This window comes from Nocardioides daphniae (assembly GCF_004777465.1).
In the GTDB taxonomy this organism is placed as follows: Bacteria; Actinomycetota; Actinomycetes; order Propionibacteriales; family Nocardioidaceae; genus Nocardioides; species Nocardioides daphniae.
The window spans coordinates 2,165,836-2,179,434 of sequence record NZ_CP038462.1 but is presented as its reverse complement, the minus strand read 5'-3'; the positions used below and the strand labels follow the sequence as shown (position 1 = coordinate 2,179,434).

The window sequence follows — 13,599 nt, the reverse complement described above, 5'->3', positions numbered from 1 at the left end:
TCCGCCTGTCTCGGCCATGGCGTCGGCGGTGGAGGCCAGGGTGGCGGAGATGGCGGTGGAACCGGCGCTGGCCACGACCGCCCGGACGCCCTCGGGGTCGACCACGAAGCCGCCGACCACGTCGCGGTCGCGGACCGCCAAATCACGACGGACCGAGGAGCACCCATGCGCGCGGACGCAGCCCGACGACGGGCGAGGATCGTCGAGGAGGCGCGCCGACTGTTCGCCGCGCAGGGCGGCAACGTCGCCCTCGAGGCGGTGGCCGAGGCGTCCGGCGTCGGCATCGCAACGCTCTACCGCAACTTCGAGTCACGGGCCGCGCTCAGCGACGCCGTGGTCCTGACGATCCTGGGAGACCTGCGCGTGGCCGCCGACGAGGCGGTGGGAGAGCTCCAGGGCGCCGGGGGTGAGGCAGGCGCGGCGTGGGAGCGCTTCGTACGCCGTCTCGTCGCCCTGGACCTGGGCGCGCTGACGGCAGCATTCGCCGAGCACGCCGCGCAGCACCTCTCAGACGAGGTGCGCGAGACCCAGGCCAGCACCCTGAGCGGGGTCGAGGAGGTGCTGGCAGCGGGGCGCGAGGCGCACTGCGTACGCGGTGACGTGAAGGCGCTGGAGCTGGTGGTGCTGGTCGGGACCCTCACCCGGCCGCAGCCCGCGGCCGTCCTGGAGGCGGCACCCGAGCTGCCGCAACGACTCGTCGACGTGGTGCTCGACGGGTTGCGCCGCGGAGCTGATCGCGGCAGGCTCTCGAGCGGACTCGCTCAGACCCCGCCGGCCGGCAGCGCCTCGAGCGTGATCGACGGGTTGTCGCGGTCGCGTTGGCGCGCCAGTTGTCGGTGAAGAGGACGACGTGGGTGCCGTCGCTGCGCTGCAGCACCTCGCAGCCGCGCATCCCCTTGAGCGCCTCGGCGCCCGCGGCGTCGGTGAGGCGGGCGACCTGGTAGTCGAGGCGTGAGAAGCGGATCGGCGAGTTGAACTCGTTGAGCATCCGGTCCTCGACCACCTCGAACTGCAGGGGGCCGACCGCAGCCAGCACCGGGTTCTGGTCGCCGCGCAGGTCGGAGCGCAGCACCTGCACCACGCCCTCCTGGTCGAGCTGCTCGATGCCCTTGCGGAACTGCTTGAAGCGGCCGATGTCGCCGGCGCTGACGGTGCGGAAGTGCTCGGGCGCGAAGGAGGGTACGCCGGCGTACTCGATCTTCGGGCCGGTGAAGATGGTGTCGCCGACGCGCAGGGCGTTGGCGTTGACCAGGCCGATGATGTCGCCGGGGTAGGCCTGCTCGACCGACGTCGTCTCCCGGCCGAAGACCGTCTGCGCGAACTTCGTGGCGAAGGGGCGGCCGGTGGAGGCGTGGGTGACGACCATGCCGCGCTCGAACTCGCCCGACACGATGCGGGCGTACGCGAGCCGGTCACGGTGGGCGTTGTTCATGCCCGACTGGACCTTGAAGACGAAGGCGCTGAACTCGTCCTCGGGCTGGCGGACCGTGCCGTCGACGCCCTCGGTCGGGCCGGGTGCCGGGGCCAGCTCGAGCAGCAGGTCGAGCAGCTGGGCGACACCGAAGTTCTGCAGGGCGGAGGCGAACATCACCGGGGTGGTCTCGCCGGCCAGGAAGCGCTCCTGGTCGTGGTCGGCCTCGTCCAGCTCGAGCAGCTCGTGCTCCTCGACGGCGTTGTGCCACACGAGGAGGTCGTTCTCCTCGACCTCGTCGGAGGCCATCCGCTTCTCCGGCGCGATGGTCGCGCCACCGGCGGTGCGGGTGTACTTGATGAAGTCGCCCGTACGCCGGTCGAGGACGCCGCGGAAGTCGCCGGCCTCGCCGACCGGCCAGGTCAGGGGAGTGGGGCGCAGCTTGATCTGACGCTCGATCATGTCCATCAGCTCGAGCGGCGAGAGGCCGGGACGGTCCCACTTGTTGATCACGGTGATCACCGGGATGCCGCGCAGGGCGCAGACCCGGAAGAGCTTCAGGGTCTGCGGCTCGAGGCCCTTTCCGGCGTCGACCAGCATCACGGCCGAGTCGACGGCCGAGAGCACGCGGTAGGTGTCCTCGGAGAAGTCGCTGTGGCCGGGGGTGTCGACCAGGTTGATCACGTGGTCGCGGTACTCGAACTGGAGTGCCGCCGAGGTGATCGAGATTCCGCGCGCCTTCTCCATCGCCATCCAGTCGGAGACGGTGGCCTTCCGGTCGCCCTTGCCGTGCACCGCACCGGCCTCGTTGATCGCCCGCGCATGCAGGGCGAGCGCCTCGGTGATGGTGGACTTTCCGGCGTCAGGGTGGCTGATGACGGCGAACGTACGGCGAGGGCGGGTGTCGAGCACCGGCCGACGATACCGCTGATCGGTGCCCACGCCCGACTCGGCGACGCCTCACGCCCTGATCGCCAGGACCCGGTGGAACGGCGTCCGCGGAGGAGCGTCGAGCATCCCGGAGGAACGTTAACCTCCCCGAAACATTGCGGCGGATTCAGGTAACAGGACCTGCCTAGGCTCTCGCCAACGAACATCGACGATTGTGAGTTGAACATGACTGCCAACGAAGTCCGTAGCGCCGCCATCACTGAGGTCCTGAACCGCAGCGCTGCCCCGACCGCCGAGATCCGTCCCCTGAGCGAGATTTGGGCGACCGACGTCTTCAATCTCGACAAGATGGAGGAGGCGCTCTCCAAGAACGCCTTCAAGGCTGTCAAGAAGACCGTGAAGACGGGCGAGCCGCTCGACCCCGCCACGGCCGACATCGTTGCCGCCGCCATGAAGGACTGGGCGATGAGCAAGGGCGCCAAGTTCTTCTCGCACGTCTTCTACCCGCTCACCAACATCACCGCCGAGAAGCACGACGGCTTCATCATCACCAACGCCGACGGCAACGCGATCACCGAGTTCACCGGCAGCCTGCTGATCAAGGGTGAGCCCGACGGCTCCTCGTTCCCCAACGGCAGCCTGCGCATGACCAACGCGGCCCGTGGCTACACCGCCTGGGACCCGACCAGCCCGGCCTACATCATGCACACCGCCAACGGCGCGACGCTGATGATCCCGTCGGTCTTCATGTCGTGGACCGGTGAGTCCCTAGACAAGAAGATCCCGCTGCTCCGCTCCAACGCCGCGATGGACGCCGCCGCGCGTCGCGTGCTCGAGCTCATGGGCGAGACCGAGATCGCCCCGCTCAACGCCAGCTGTGGCCCCGAGCAGGAGTACTTCCTCATCGACCAGCACCTGGCGACCCAGCGCCCCGACCTGCTGCTCGCCGGTCGCACCCTCTTCGGCGCGCCCCCGGCCAAGGGCCAGGAGTTCGACGACCACTACTTCGGCGCCATCCCCGAGCGCGTGCAGGTCTACATGCAGGCCGTCGAGGAGAAGCTGTACCGCCTCGGCATCCCCGCGAAGACGCACCACAACGAGGTCGCGCCCGGCCAGTTCGAGATCGCGCCCTACCACGAGACCGCGAACATCGCCGCCGACCACCAGCAGCTCATCATGACCGTCCTCAAGGCCACTGCGGCTGAGCACGGCTTCCTCTGCCTGCTGCACGAGAAGCCGTTCGCCGGCCTCAACGGCTCCGGCAAGCACGTCAACTGGTCGGTCGGCAACGAGACCCAGGGCAACCTGCTCGACCCCGGCACCTCCCCGGAGCAGAACCTCAACTTCCTGCTCTTCTGCGGCGCCGTGATCCGCGGTGTGCACAAGTTCGGCCCGCTGCTGCGCGCCGTCATCGCCACCGCCTCCAACGACCACCGCCTTGGTGCCAACGAGGCCCCGCCGGCGATCCTCTCGGTCTACCTGGGCGACCAGCTCGAGGCCGTCTTCGAGGACATCAAGAACGGCTGCGTCAACCCGTCGGCCGACGGCGGCGAGATGGACCTCGGCCTGTCGCAGATCCTCAACTTCAAGCGCGACCCGGGCGACCGCAACCGCACCTCGCCCTTCGCCTTCACCGGCAACCGCTTCGAGTTCCGCGCCGTGGGCTCCTCGCAGTCGATCACCGGTCCGCTGACCGCGATGAACACGATGCTCGCCGACTCGCTGCACTGGATCGCCGACAAGCTCGAGGTCGAGCTCAAGGCCGGCAAGACCCACGCCGCGGCCGTGGCCGACGTGCTCAAGGAGCTCATGGAGCTGCACGGCAACGCCGTCTTCGGCGGCGACGGCTACTCGTCCGAGTGGCACGAGGCAGCGGTCGCCGAGCGCGGCTTGCGCAACCTGCCGACCAGCGCCGACGCCCTGCCGGTCTTCACCGAGCCCGAGGTCGTCGAGCTGTTCGAGAAGAGCGGCGTCCTCTCGGCCGTCGAGCTCAACTCGCGCTACGAGGTCTACTCCGAGCAGTACATCAACTCGATCGCCGTCGAGGCCAAGCTCGTCATCGACCTGGCGAAGACGGTCATCTACCCGGCCGCCCTCAAGTACGCCTCGGAGCTCGCCACCACGATCAGCGCCGCCCAGGCCCTGGACGCGAGCTTCGACGCCGGTCAGGTCAAGGTCATCGCCGAGAACGCGAACGGCCTGCTCGAGACCGTCGCCCAGCTCTCCACGGAGCTGGCTCGCCACGACTTCGCCGACACCGCTGCTCACATGAAGCACTGTGCGACCGTCATCCGGCCGCTCATGGAGGCCGCCCGCGTCTACGTGGACACCCTCGAGACCGAGGTCGACGACGCCGCCTGGCCGCTCCCCAAGTACCGGGAGCTGCTCTTCATCAAGTGACCCCGTCACGCTGACGTACCGCCCCGTCGACCCTCGTGGTCGGCGGGGCGGTGTGCTTCTCACCGGGCTTCCCGCCGGGCTTCTCAATCGGAGTTTCCCGCCGAGGCTAGGGTCGAGGTCCAGGGCCGAACGTCGAGGGGAGGCAGGGTGGCGGACTCCGAGGAGGTCGAGCGCACGCCGGACGGGCGCCACCTGGTGATCGACGGCCGCCGCTGGCGAGCCTCCGACCCCGCGATCCCGGACGGTCTGCGCCAGGAGCTCGTCGACGAGCTGATGAGTGCACGCCGGGCGGTGCGCGCGAAGGAGCCCGACGCGCGGACCCGGGTCGGGGACGCCAAGGTTGCGCTCGGTGAGCGCGGTGCCCCGTGGTGGGAGGAGCTGTCGGACGACGACTTCTCCGCGCGCGCCGAGGCCACCGTCCGCGCGCTGCTGCGCCACCGCGGCGGGTCGACGATCTGCCCCAGCGACGTGGCCCGCGTGGTCGGCGGTGAGGGATGGCGGGGCCGGATGGACGACGTACGCCGCGTGGTCGCCGCGCTGGCGGAGCGTGACGTCGTCGTCGCCACCCAGAAGGGGGAACCGGTGGTCGCCAACCGGGCCCGCGGCCCGATCCGCATCGCGCGTGGCCCGGAGTTCGGGTCGTGAGGATCGTCGTGGCCCTCGGCGGCAACGCCCTGCTGCGCCGCGGGGAGGTGCCCGAGTCGGAGGTGCAACGACGCCGCGTACGCCCGGTCGCCCGCGCGGTTGCCGCGCTGGCCGCCCACCACGAGGTGCTCGTCGTCCACGGCAACGGCCCGCAGGTCGGGCTGTTGGCGATGGAGACCGAGGCTGATCCGAGGTTGTCGCGACCGTTTCCGCTGGGCGACCTGGTCGCCGAGTCCCAAGGACTGATCGGGTCGTGGATCCAGCAGGAGCTGCTCAGCCACGACTGCCCGGCCACGGCGCTGGTCACCCAGGTCGTCGTCGACGGTGACGACCCGGCCTTCAGCGACCCCTCCAAGCCGATCGGCGGGACCTACGACGAGGCCACCGCGCGGCGTCTCGCGCAGCAGCGCGGCTGGACCGTGCGCCCTGACGGGGAGGAGTGGCGTCGCGTCGTGCCGTCCCCGCGGCCGCTGGAGGTCGTCGACCTGGATGCGGCGCGGGTGCTCGTGCAGGCGGGGCGCGTCGTGGTGGTGGGTGGTGGCGGGGGCGTGCCGGTGCTGCGCGAGGGACGGGCGTACGCCCCGGTCGAGGCAGTCGTCGACAAGGACCTGGTCGCCGGCCTCGTCGCTGACGGGGTCGCGGCCGACCTGCTGGTCGTCCTCACCGACGTCGAGGGGGTGATCGACGGCTTCGGCACGCCGCAGGCGCAGGTGCTGCCCCGGGCGACGCCCGAGGAGCTGCGCTCGCGCCAGTTCGCCGCCGGCTCGATGGGACCCAAGGTCGAGGCGTGCGCCCGGTTCGTCGAGGGGCGACGGGGGCGTCGGGCCGTGATCGCCGCCCTCGAGTCGCTCGCGCTGGCCGTGGACGGGGCAGCGGGCACGCAGATCGTCGACGCCACGTCCCGGGAGTGAGCCCCAGCGTCCCTCGGAATGGGTACGGTGGCGAGGTGATCGACTCGGGAGGTCGGCCCGACCAGCCGGCGGGCTGGTGGGAACGGGCGTCGTTGCGCGTCAGGGTCGTGCTGGTGGGACTGGCGCTCGCGCTGGTCGGCGGCGTCGTCGGGGCCGTGCAGATCTGGGGGGACGACGACGGCACCCCGTCCGCCACGAGCGCCGGGTACGTCGTGCCCGCCACGGCCGACGACCTGGAGCGGTTGGTCGCGGACCACGTGGCCCAGTTCGGCACCAGCCGGAGCTACGGCGTGAGCCTACAGGCCGCACTGTCGGTGGTGCGCGCTCCGGTCGACGAGGGAAGCGGGCGCTACCAGGAGTGGCGGCCCACCCGCGAAGGCGGGTTCGAGGCGGGAGGCGAGGTCCGGGACGCGGGGGAGTACCGGGAGTTCGACCTGGCCGACGTGGACCTCGCGGCCCTCGACGCCAACCTCGACGCCGCGTGGGAGGGCCTGCGGGTGCCGGACCCGACGTACGACCCTCGTGGTCGAACGCGCCAGGGACAGCGACCAGCCTCGGGTCACCATCCACGTCCACAACGACTTCGAGGAGTACGGCTACCTCGTCACCGACCTGGCCGGCACGGTGCTGGAGACGCGGGTCTTCGACCCGGAGGCGTCCTGACGGGTCGTCGACGCATCGATGTGCGGACCGCCCCGTAGGTGGGTAGAGAGGGTGCAGCGACGACGACGACGAGGGAGCGAGCATGTACTTCGACCAGCAGGAGTGCCGGGTGTGCGGGTCGCGGGTGGAGCTTCGTGCCCACGACGCAGAGCCGCCCCGTGAAGGCGCGGACCCCGACGGGAGCGTCGACGTCCGGGTCTGCACGAACCCGGACTGCCCCAGCAACCGCGGAGCGCACGACGGCGACGAGCCCCGTCCCTGACCCTCGCTCCTGAACCCCGCGCCTGGCCCACGCCTCGGGTCAGTCCAGGCGACGGACCCGTTGGCGGTGCTTGGAGACGTTGTTGCCCGACACCTCGCGGCGCTCGGTGCCACGCACCGTGTCGAACTTGGTCTCGTGGCCGACGATCGGCTGGGACTCGATCAGGGTCTCGCGCTCGAACGAGTGCGACTTGTCGGTGTTGCGGTAGTAGCGGAAGAGCCCCCAGTAGACGGCGACCGCGCCGACGGGGCCGGCTGCGAGCAGGATCCACGGCGTCCCCGACTCGGCTTGCACCTCGACGGCGTACGCAGCAAGCGACAGGAGCGCGGCGGTCACCACAGCCCCAGCAATCCGATGGCGATGCCTTCGAGGAACGTGCCGGTGACCAGCGCCGCCGTGATGAGCCGCCACTGCGAGACGGGGATGCTGCCCATGGTCTCGCCCGTACGACCGTTGACGGCGATGTAGTGGACCATCGCCTTGCCGTGCTCCTCGTGGTAGTAGGAGTAGAGCCACACCGGGAGGTACATCGAGACCCAGCGGGTGCCGTGGACCGTCAGCCGTTCGAACTCCCAGCGCACACCGCGGTCGAACGCCCGCACCGAGGAGCGGGCCTCCGAGCGGGCGATCGAGAGCAGCTGGTCCTCGAGCTCGGGAACCAGCGCCGCGACGTCGGAGTCACGTCGCTCGGAGGTGTAGCCCACGAGGTAGCTCGCGTTCCACTGCACCGCGTTCTTCGTGTCGAAGGGGAGGATCGTGTTGATGACGTTGTTGGTGTTGACGAACGCGTTCATGTTGGCGCGCTCGGTCGACGACTCCAGCGTCAGGTCGTCGACGGTGAAGTCGACGTGACGCTCGATGCGGTACACGTCGGCGTCGTACACGGTGGTCTTGTTGTCGCCGCTGCCGCGCGTGTACTGGCGCGTCTTGATCTCGCCGATGCCGTAGACGTCGCCCCTCGCGTTGCTGTCCACGACCATGTAGGGGAGGTAGACGCCGACCACGTTCTCCGGGGTGAACTCCTTCACGAACTGGCGGTGGGCGAACGTACGACGGCTGCTCGCGAACGCCCGGATGTGCTCGACCGCCTGGTCGCGGGTCACGCTGAAGGGCAGCACGGCGTCGGGCACGGCCCCGTTGGGGACCTGCTCGTTGACGGTGAGGACGTGACGACACCAGTGGCACCGCGAGGAGGTGGCCTCGGACGTGTTGACCACGACCTCGGCGCCGCAGCCGGAGCACTTCATCGTGAGCATCCCGGCGTCGGCGACGATGTCGGCGGCGCCGGAGGTGATGACCGTGCCGACCAGGTCGCGCAGCGAACCCTCGCCCGCGACGATCGGCTCGAGGTGTGCCTCGGCCCACTCGTGCCGGCAGAAGAGGCAGATGAGAAGGCCGGTGGAGACCCGCAGCTGGATCTCGGTGGCCCCGCACTTCGGGCACCGGTTGACGCCGTCGTCGAGCCGCTGGTTGGCGGTGTCGATGACCGGTGGTGCCGACGCTGCCGCGGCCGCCGCCCCCGGGTCGGGGACGACGGACGCGTCGTCGGGCACGCCGGCGCTCTCGGTCATGGTGGTCGTCGTCGGTCGGTCAGAGGCCCAGGGCCTTGGCCTTTGCCGCGTCGTAGTCCTCCTGGGTGATCAACCCGGCGTCGAGCATCTGCTTCGCGCGGGTCAGCACGGCGACCGGGTCCTCGGCTGCCGGCGCGGCCGCGGCCGGCGCGGCAGGGGCCGGGGGAGCAGCGGGGGCTGCCGGAGTCGACTGGCCACCGACGCCGGGCACGGGCTGCTGGAGCCCGCCGATGCCGGCCGAGCCAGCGGCCATGCCCATCCCGATGAGGCCGCCGGGGCCGGCGTTCTCGCCGGCCGACTCGAAGCCTGCGGCGACCGAGGCCTGGAGGTTGGAGTTGCCGCGGGCGCCGGAGAGCGCGTCGGCACGCTGGACGTTGCGCAGCAGCTCACGGGTGTTTTCGTCGTACTCGATCGACACGATCGCCACCGAGACGATCTCCAGGCCACGCCCGGTGCTCCACTGGTAGTTGCTCTCCACGGCGGCGGAGAGACTCTGCGCGAAGCCGACCGAGTCCTGCTGGATCTTGGTGATCCGGTTTCCCTTGGAGGGGTCGTTCGTGTACATCGAGAAGGCGGGCGCGAGCGAGCCGACGACCTCGTTGAACAGCTGCGAGGCGGCGTCGTTGTCGATGTCGGTGAAGTCGAAGACGCGTCCGGGCTCGAGGTAGGAGGCCGGCACCCAGGCCTTGACGAAGAGGATCGGGTCGGTGATCCGGAGCGTGTAGGTGCCGCGGGTGACCGCCCCGACCTGGGCGTTCATGTAGGCGTCGTCCCAGTAGATCTCCGACTGGGTGCCGAAGCGGTTGTTCGGGATCTCCTTGAGCGCCACGAAGTAGGCACGCTGCTGCGCACTGGGGCGGCCGCCGAACTTGAAGCGCTCCCACGAGGTGGTGATGAGCGGGCTGACGATGCCGTGACCGGCGAAGATCGAGGTGGAGTCCTGGGCGTCCGAGTTCCACTCGTACGCGCCGGCCTCGGCTGCGAAGCCGGTGATCGCGCCGTCCTGCATCAGGACCAGGCCGTAGCCCTCGGGGACGACGATCTTGCTGCCGTTGGTGATGACGCCGTCGGAGGCCTTGGTGTTCGACCCCCGGCCGGCGTTGGTGCCGCGCGGGGCAGCAGCGAAGAGAGCTGCGGTGGGCGCCAGGCCGTCCGGAACCGTGTAGAAGTCCTTCCACTGGTCGGCGAGGCTTCCGCCGATGGCCCCGATCGCTGCCTGAATGAGTCCCATGGGTGCTCCCCGTCTCGCCTGTGGTCTGGACGGCGCTCACATTAGCCGGACCCACCGACAGCCGTCGCCGAGTTCAGCAGAGCCACCGCAAAATCGGCGCACCGGGATGGATTCGCGGCGTGCAGGCGTTGACCCCGTGACGGCGCGTTCCCGCGTCGTCGTGTCGACGAAAGGCCCTTGATGTCCCTCCCCGTCTCGATCCTCGACCTCGCGACCGTGGCGCGTGACCAGAGCGTCGCCGACGCCCTCGGTGGCACCGTGGCCCTGGCGCAGCAGGCGGAGCGGAGCGGCTACCGGAGGGTCTGGTACGCCGAGCACCACAACATGGCTGGCATCGCCTCCTCCGCGACCTCGGTGCTGATCGCCCACGTGGCGGCGCACACGGAGAGCATCCGTCTCGGTGCGGGCGGGGTCATGCTGCCCAACCACTCCCCACTGACGATCGCGGAGCAGTTCGGCACCCTCGAGTCCCTGCACCCGGGACGGATCGACCTGGGGCTGGGTCGTGCGCCCGGCAGCGACCAGAACACGCTGCGTGCGCTGCGGCGTACCAACGCCTCCGCCGACTCCTTCCCCCAGGACGTGCTCGAGCTCCAGGGCTTCCTGCGCGGGCAGTCGCACATCCCCGGCGTGGACGCCTACCCGGGCAAGGGCACCGACGTGCCGCTCTACATCCTCGGGTCGTCGCTCTTCGGCGCCGGGCTGGCCGCGGCGCTGGGGCTCCCGTACGCCTTCGCCTCCCACTTCGCCCCTGCCGCGCTGCACGAGGCGATTGCGCTCTACCGGCGTGAGTTCACGCCGTCGGAGCAGCTCGAGAAGCCCTACGTGATCGCCGGCTACAACGTCGTCGTCACCGACAGCCAGGAGGACGCGGACCGGCAGCTGCAGCAGATCATGCGCCAGCGCGTGGCTCTGCTCGTCCGTCCGGGGGTCTCCTACACCGACGAGCAGGCCGACCAGCTGCTCGCGACCCCGCAGGCGCAGCACCTGCACCAGATGATGACCTACACGGCGGCCGGGACGCCCGAGGCGGTTGCCTCGAAGGTCACCGAGTTCGTCGACCGCACCGGCGTCGACGAGCTCATCGTCACCCACCAGGGCCCGCAGTTGGAGGAGCGGCTGCGCTCGGTCGAGCTCTTCGCGAAGGCGTTCCTCTGAACCGTGCGCTGAGGACCGTGCGCTGACGTCGGAGACGGGTGCCATCATGGGCCTGCCCGTGCTGGCGCCGCACCGAAGGAAACCTGCGTGCCTGAGACTTTCGCCTTCCGGATCCAGCGGGCGCTGACCCTGCTCGCGGTCGCCGGCCTCGTCGTGGGAGTCGTGCTCTGGGCCCTCGACCAGCCTGCGGCACTGGCGCTGACCGCCTTCGTGGTGCTCGGGATCGTCATCGCGGTCACCGCGGTCGAGATGGTGCGCGACCTGATGGAGGGCCACTGGGGCCTCGACATCCTGGCGATGATCGCCATGGGCGCGACGTTGGCCGTGGGGAGTACGTCGCCGGGCTGATCATCGCGGTGATGCTCACCGCGGTGAGGCGGTGGAGGCGTGGGCGGCGCGGCAGGCCTCGCGCGAGCTCGACACCCTGCTCAACCGGGCACCGGCGTACGCCATGCGCATCACGCCGGGCAGCGGCGAGGTCGTGCAGATCCCGGTCGAGGCGAGGTCGAGGTCGGCGACGCGCTGCTGGTCCGTTCCTCGGAGATCCTGCCCGTCGACGGGGTGCTGCTCTCCGAGCGCGCCGTCATCGACGAGTCGTCGGTGACCGGCGAGCCCGTGCCGGTGACGTACGACGCCGGGGCGGCGCTGCTGTCGGGCACGATGAACGGCACCGCCACCTTCACGATGCGGGCCACGAGGACGGCGGGGGAGTCGCAGTACGCCACGATCGTGCAGCTGGTCGAGGCCGCGGTCTCGTCGCGCGCGCCGATGGTGCGTCTGGCCGACCGGTACGCCGTGCCCTTCACGGCCGTCTCGCTCCTGATCGCCGGCATCGCGTGGTGGCTGAGCGGTGACCCGGTGCGCTTCGCCGAGGTGCTCGTGGTCGCCACCCCGTGCCCGTTGCTGATCGCGGCGCCGGTGGCCTTCATGGGCGGCATGAGCTCGGCGGCGAAGCTCAACGTGATCATCAAGGAGGGCGGCGCCCTCGAGACGTTGGCCGGGGTCCGGTCGGTGGCGTTCGACAAGACCGGCACGTTGACCCAGGGGCGACCGACGGTGAGCCGGATCGAGCCGGGTGCCCGCTCCGCGGAAGACGTCCTGAGGCTTGCGGCGGCGCCGCCGAGCAGTACTCGGTGCACGTCTTCGCGGCGCCCGTCGTCGAGGCGGCGCACGGCCGGCAGCTGGACCTGCCCACGGTGCTGGAGGCCGAGGAGATGGCGACCAACGGCGTCCTGGCCGTCCTGGGCAACGGCGAGCAGGTGCGGGTCGGCAAGCCGGCCTTCGTCGAGGAGGTCGTCGGCGCCCTGGCGCGGCCCACGCTGGAGGCGGGGGAGACGGCCGTCTACGTCGCCGTCGACGACGAGCTCGCCGGAGTCATCGTGCTCTCCGACCCGGTGCGTGAGCACGCCCGCCACACCATCGAGCGGCTGCGTTCGTTCGGCGCGAGCGAGTTCGTGCTCGTCACCGGTGACGTCGCCCCGACCGCCAGGTCGGTGGCTGACGGCATCGGCATCACCACGGTGCACGCCGAGACCACGCCGCAGGGCAAGGTCGACGTCGTCGCCTCCCTGCAGCCGCGTCCGGTGATGATGGTGGGCGACGGCATCAACGACGCCCCGGTGCTGGCCGCCGCCGACGTCGGCATCGCGATGGCCGGGCGTGGAGCGACCGCGGCCAGTGAGTCGGCCTCCGCGGTGGTCACCTCCGACGACCTCTCCGGGTCGCCGACGTCGTCGAGGTCTCGCGCGGCACGGTGAAGATCGCCCTGCAGTCGATCTGGATGGGCATCGTCATCTCGATCGGGCTGATGATGGTGGCTGCGTTCGGCCACCTGCCGGCCGTGGCCGGGGCGCTGCTGCAGGAGGTCGTCGACCTGCTCGCGATCCTGTCGGCGCTGCGGGCGCTGAGCCTGCACCGGCGCCTCCGGCGGACCGAGGTCACGACCGCCGCACTGGCGCACTGACGTCAGCGCCGTCCGTCGTTCGGGCCACCTGTCACGATGGTGGGATGGACTCGCACGTGAAGCACTACCGCACCGGCGACGTCGAGCGCGTCCTGGACCTGACCTCCGACGTCGCGAGCTGGGTCGCCGGTCGCGGTGACGGACTGCTGCACGTCTTCGTCCCGCACGCCACCGCGGGGATTGCGATCCTCGAGACCGGCGCCGGCTCCGACGACGACCTGCTGGCTGCCCTGCGCGACCTGCTGCCCGTCGACGACCGGTGGCTCCACCGCCACGGCTCCCGTGGGCACGGCCGCTCCCACGTCATGCCGGCGCTGATTCCGCCGTACGCCAGTGTGCCGGTGCTCGGCGGTCGGCTCGCGCTCGGCACGTGGCAGAGCATCTGCCTGGTCGACCTCAACGTCGACAACGCGGAGCGAGAGGTGCGGTTCTCGTTCCTGGCGGGTTGAAGGTCTTGTCGGCTGTGCCTCGGAGACCCAAGAGCGTCAGCTCA

The 13,599-nt window shown here is 70.5% G+C and carries 13 protein-coding genes and 2 pseudogenes; 11 read left to right on the top strand and 4 right to left on the bottom strand.

Features of this window, described 5'->3' with window-relative positions; all coding sequences use genetic code 11:
- Positions 1-165 precede the first annotated feature (165 nt).
- Positions 166-663, top strand: a pseudogene (locus tag E2C04_RS21465) (TetR/AcrR family transcriptional regulator); the annotation flags it as partial.
- Here the strand turns inward: E2C04_RS21465 and E2C04_RS10660 are convergent.
- Complete coding sequence (locus tag E2C04_RS10660; RefSeq protein ID WP_202977755.1) at positions 638-2,323, bottom strand: peptide chain release factor 3; 1,686 nt, start codon at positions 2,321-2,323, stop codon at positions 638-640. The pseudogene E2C04_RS21465 and the gene E2C04_RS10660 overlap by 26 nt on opposite strands.
- Before the next feature lie 204 nt (positions 2,324-2,527).
- On the opposite strand from E2C04_RS10660, the gene E2C04_RS10655 reads away from it, so the two are divergent.
- The 4 genes from E2C04_RS10655 to E2C04_RS10640 all read left to right on the top strand — a co-directional run bounded on the left by E2C04_RS10655 (position 2,528) and on the right by E2C04_RS10640 (position 6,959).
- Entirely contained in the window at positions 2,528-4,702 is a 2,175-nt protein-coding gene (locus E2C04_RS10655) for a glutamine synthetase III family protein (protein WP_135832564.1), read from the top strand.
- Positions 4,703-4,849: 147 nt separating this feature from the next.
- Entirely contained in the window at positions 4,850-5,347 is a 498-nt protein-coding gene (locus tag E2C04_RS10650) for a DUF3253 domain-containing protein (protein ID WP_135832563.1), read from the top strand.
- Positions 5,344-6,258 (top strand): carbamate kinase, encoded by a 915-nt coding sequence (locus E2C04_RS10645; RefSeq protein ID WP_135832562.1) that lies wholly within the window; start codon positions 5,344-5,346, stop codon positions 6,256-6,258. The genes E2C04_RS10650 and E2C04_RS10645 overlap by 4 nt, the downstream gene beginning before the upstream one ends.
- A gap of 35 nt (positions 6,259-6,293) precedes the next feature.
- Positions 6,294-6,959 carry a hypothetical protein gene (locus tag E2C04_RS10640; RefSeq protein WP_135832561.1) on the top strand — a complete coding sequence of 222 codons (666 nt, stop codon included), beginning with the start codon at positions 6,294-6,296 and terminating at the stop codon, positions 6,957-6,959.
- Between the two features lie 263 nt (positions 6,960-7,222).
- On the opposite strand, the gene E2C04_RS10635 is transcribed toward E2C04_RS10640, so the two are convergent.
- Genes E2C04_RS10635 through E2C04_RS10625 form a run of 3 tightly spaced genes read right to left on the bottom strand, consistent with a single transcriptional unit; the run spans position 7,223 to position 9,985 of the window.
- Positions 7,223-7,519: a hypothetical protein gene (locus tag E2C04_RS10635; protein WP_202977754.1), complete on the bottom strand. Its 297-nt coding sequence runs from the start codon at positions 7,517-7,519 to the stop codon at positions 7,223-7,225.
- Positions 7,516-8,754, bottom strand: coding sequence for a TFIIB-type zinc ribbon-containing protein (locus tag E2C04_RS10630; RefSeq protein WP_135832560.1), 1,239 nt, complete (start codon positions 8,752-8,754; stop codon positions 7,516-7,518). Before E2C04_RS10630 ends, E2C04_RS10635 begins: the two co-directional genes overlap by 4 nt.
- 19 nt (positions 8,755-8,773) lie before the next feature.
- A complete protein-coding gene (locus E2C04_RS10625; RefSeq protein ID WP_135832559.1) occupies positions 8,774-9,985 on the bottom strand; it encodes an SPFH domain-containing protein in 1,212 nt (403 codons plus the stop codon).
- 180 nt (positions 9,986-10,165) lie between these two features.
- On the opposite strand from E2C04_RS10625, the gene E2C04_RS10620 reads away from it, so the two are divergent.
- From E2C04_RS10620 to E2C04_RS10610, 6 genes and pseudogenes are all read left to right on the top strand, one after another.
- The gene (locus E2C04_RS10620; RefSeq protein WP_135832558.1) at positions 10,166-11,143 is read left to right on the top strand and encodes an LLM class flavin-dependent oxidoreductase; all 978 of its coding nucleotides are present in this window, start codon (positions 10,166-10,168) and stop codon (positions 11,141-11,143) included.
- 87 nt (positions 11,144-11,230) lie between these two features.
- Positions 11,231-11,491: a hypothetical protein gene (locus E2C04_RS18735; RefSeq protein WP_202977753.1), complete on the top strand. Its 261-nt coding sequence runs from the start codon at positions 11,231-11,233 to the stop codon at positions 11,489-11,491.
- 39 nt (positions 11,492-11,530) lie between these two features.
- Positions 11,531-12,184: pseudogene (locus E2C04_RS22025) on the top strand (HAD-IC family P-type ATPase); the annotation flags it as partial.
- Between the two features lie 92 nt (positions 12,185-12,276).
- A complete protein-coding gene (locus E2C04_RS20965; protein WP_202977752.1) occupies positions 12,277-12,900 on the top strand; it encodes an HAD-IC family P-type ATPase in 624 nt (207 codons plus the stop codon).
- A complete protein-coding gene (locus E2C04_RS18720) occupies positions 12,897-13,106 on the top strand; it encodes a hypothetical protein (protein ID WP_202977751.1) in 210 nt (69 codons plus the stop codon). The genes E2C04_RS20965 and E2C04_RS18720 overlap by 4 nt, the downstream gene beginning before the upstream one ends.
- Before the next feature lie 44 nt (positions 13,107-13,150).
- The gene (locus E2C04_RS10610) at positions 13,151-13,555 is read left to right on the top strand and encodes a YjbQ family protein (protein WP_135832557.1); all 405 of its coding nucleotides are present in this window, start codon (positions 13,151-13,153) and stop codon (positions 13,553-13,555) included.
- Positions 13,556-13,599: the final 44 nt, after the last annotated feature.

What these genes read in the sequence shown, in the direction of transcription:
- E2C04_RS10655 (WP_135832564.1), top strand. Translation starts at nt 2,528, where the DNA reads ATGACTGCCAACGAAGTCCGTAGCGCCGCCATCACTGAGGTCCTGAAC.
- E2C04_RS10630 (WP_135832560.1), bottom strand. Translation starts at nt 8,754, where the DNA reads ATGACCGAGAGCGCCGGCGTGCCCGACGACGCGTCCGTCGTCCCCGAC.
- E2C04_RS10625 (WP_135832559.1), bottom strand. Translation starts at nt 9,985, where the DNA reads ATGGGACTCATTCAGGCAGCGATCGGGGCCATCGGCGGAAGCCTCGCC.
- E2C04_RS10620 (WP_135832558.1), top strand. Translation starts at nt 10,166, where the DNA reads ATGTCCCTCCCCGTCTCGATCCTCGACCTCGCGACCGTGGCGCGTGAC.
- E2C04_RS10610 (WP_135832557.1), top strand. Translation starts at nt 13,151, where the DNA reads ATGGACTCGCACGTGAAGCACTACCGCACCGGCGACGTCGAGCGCGTC.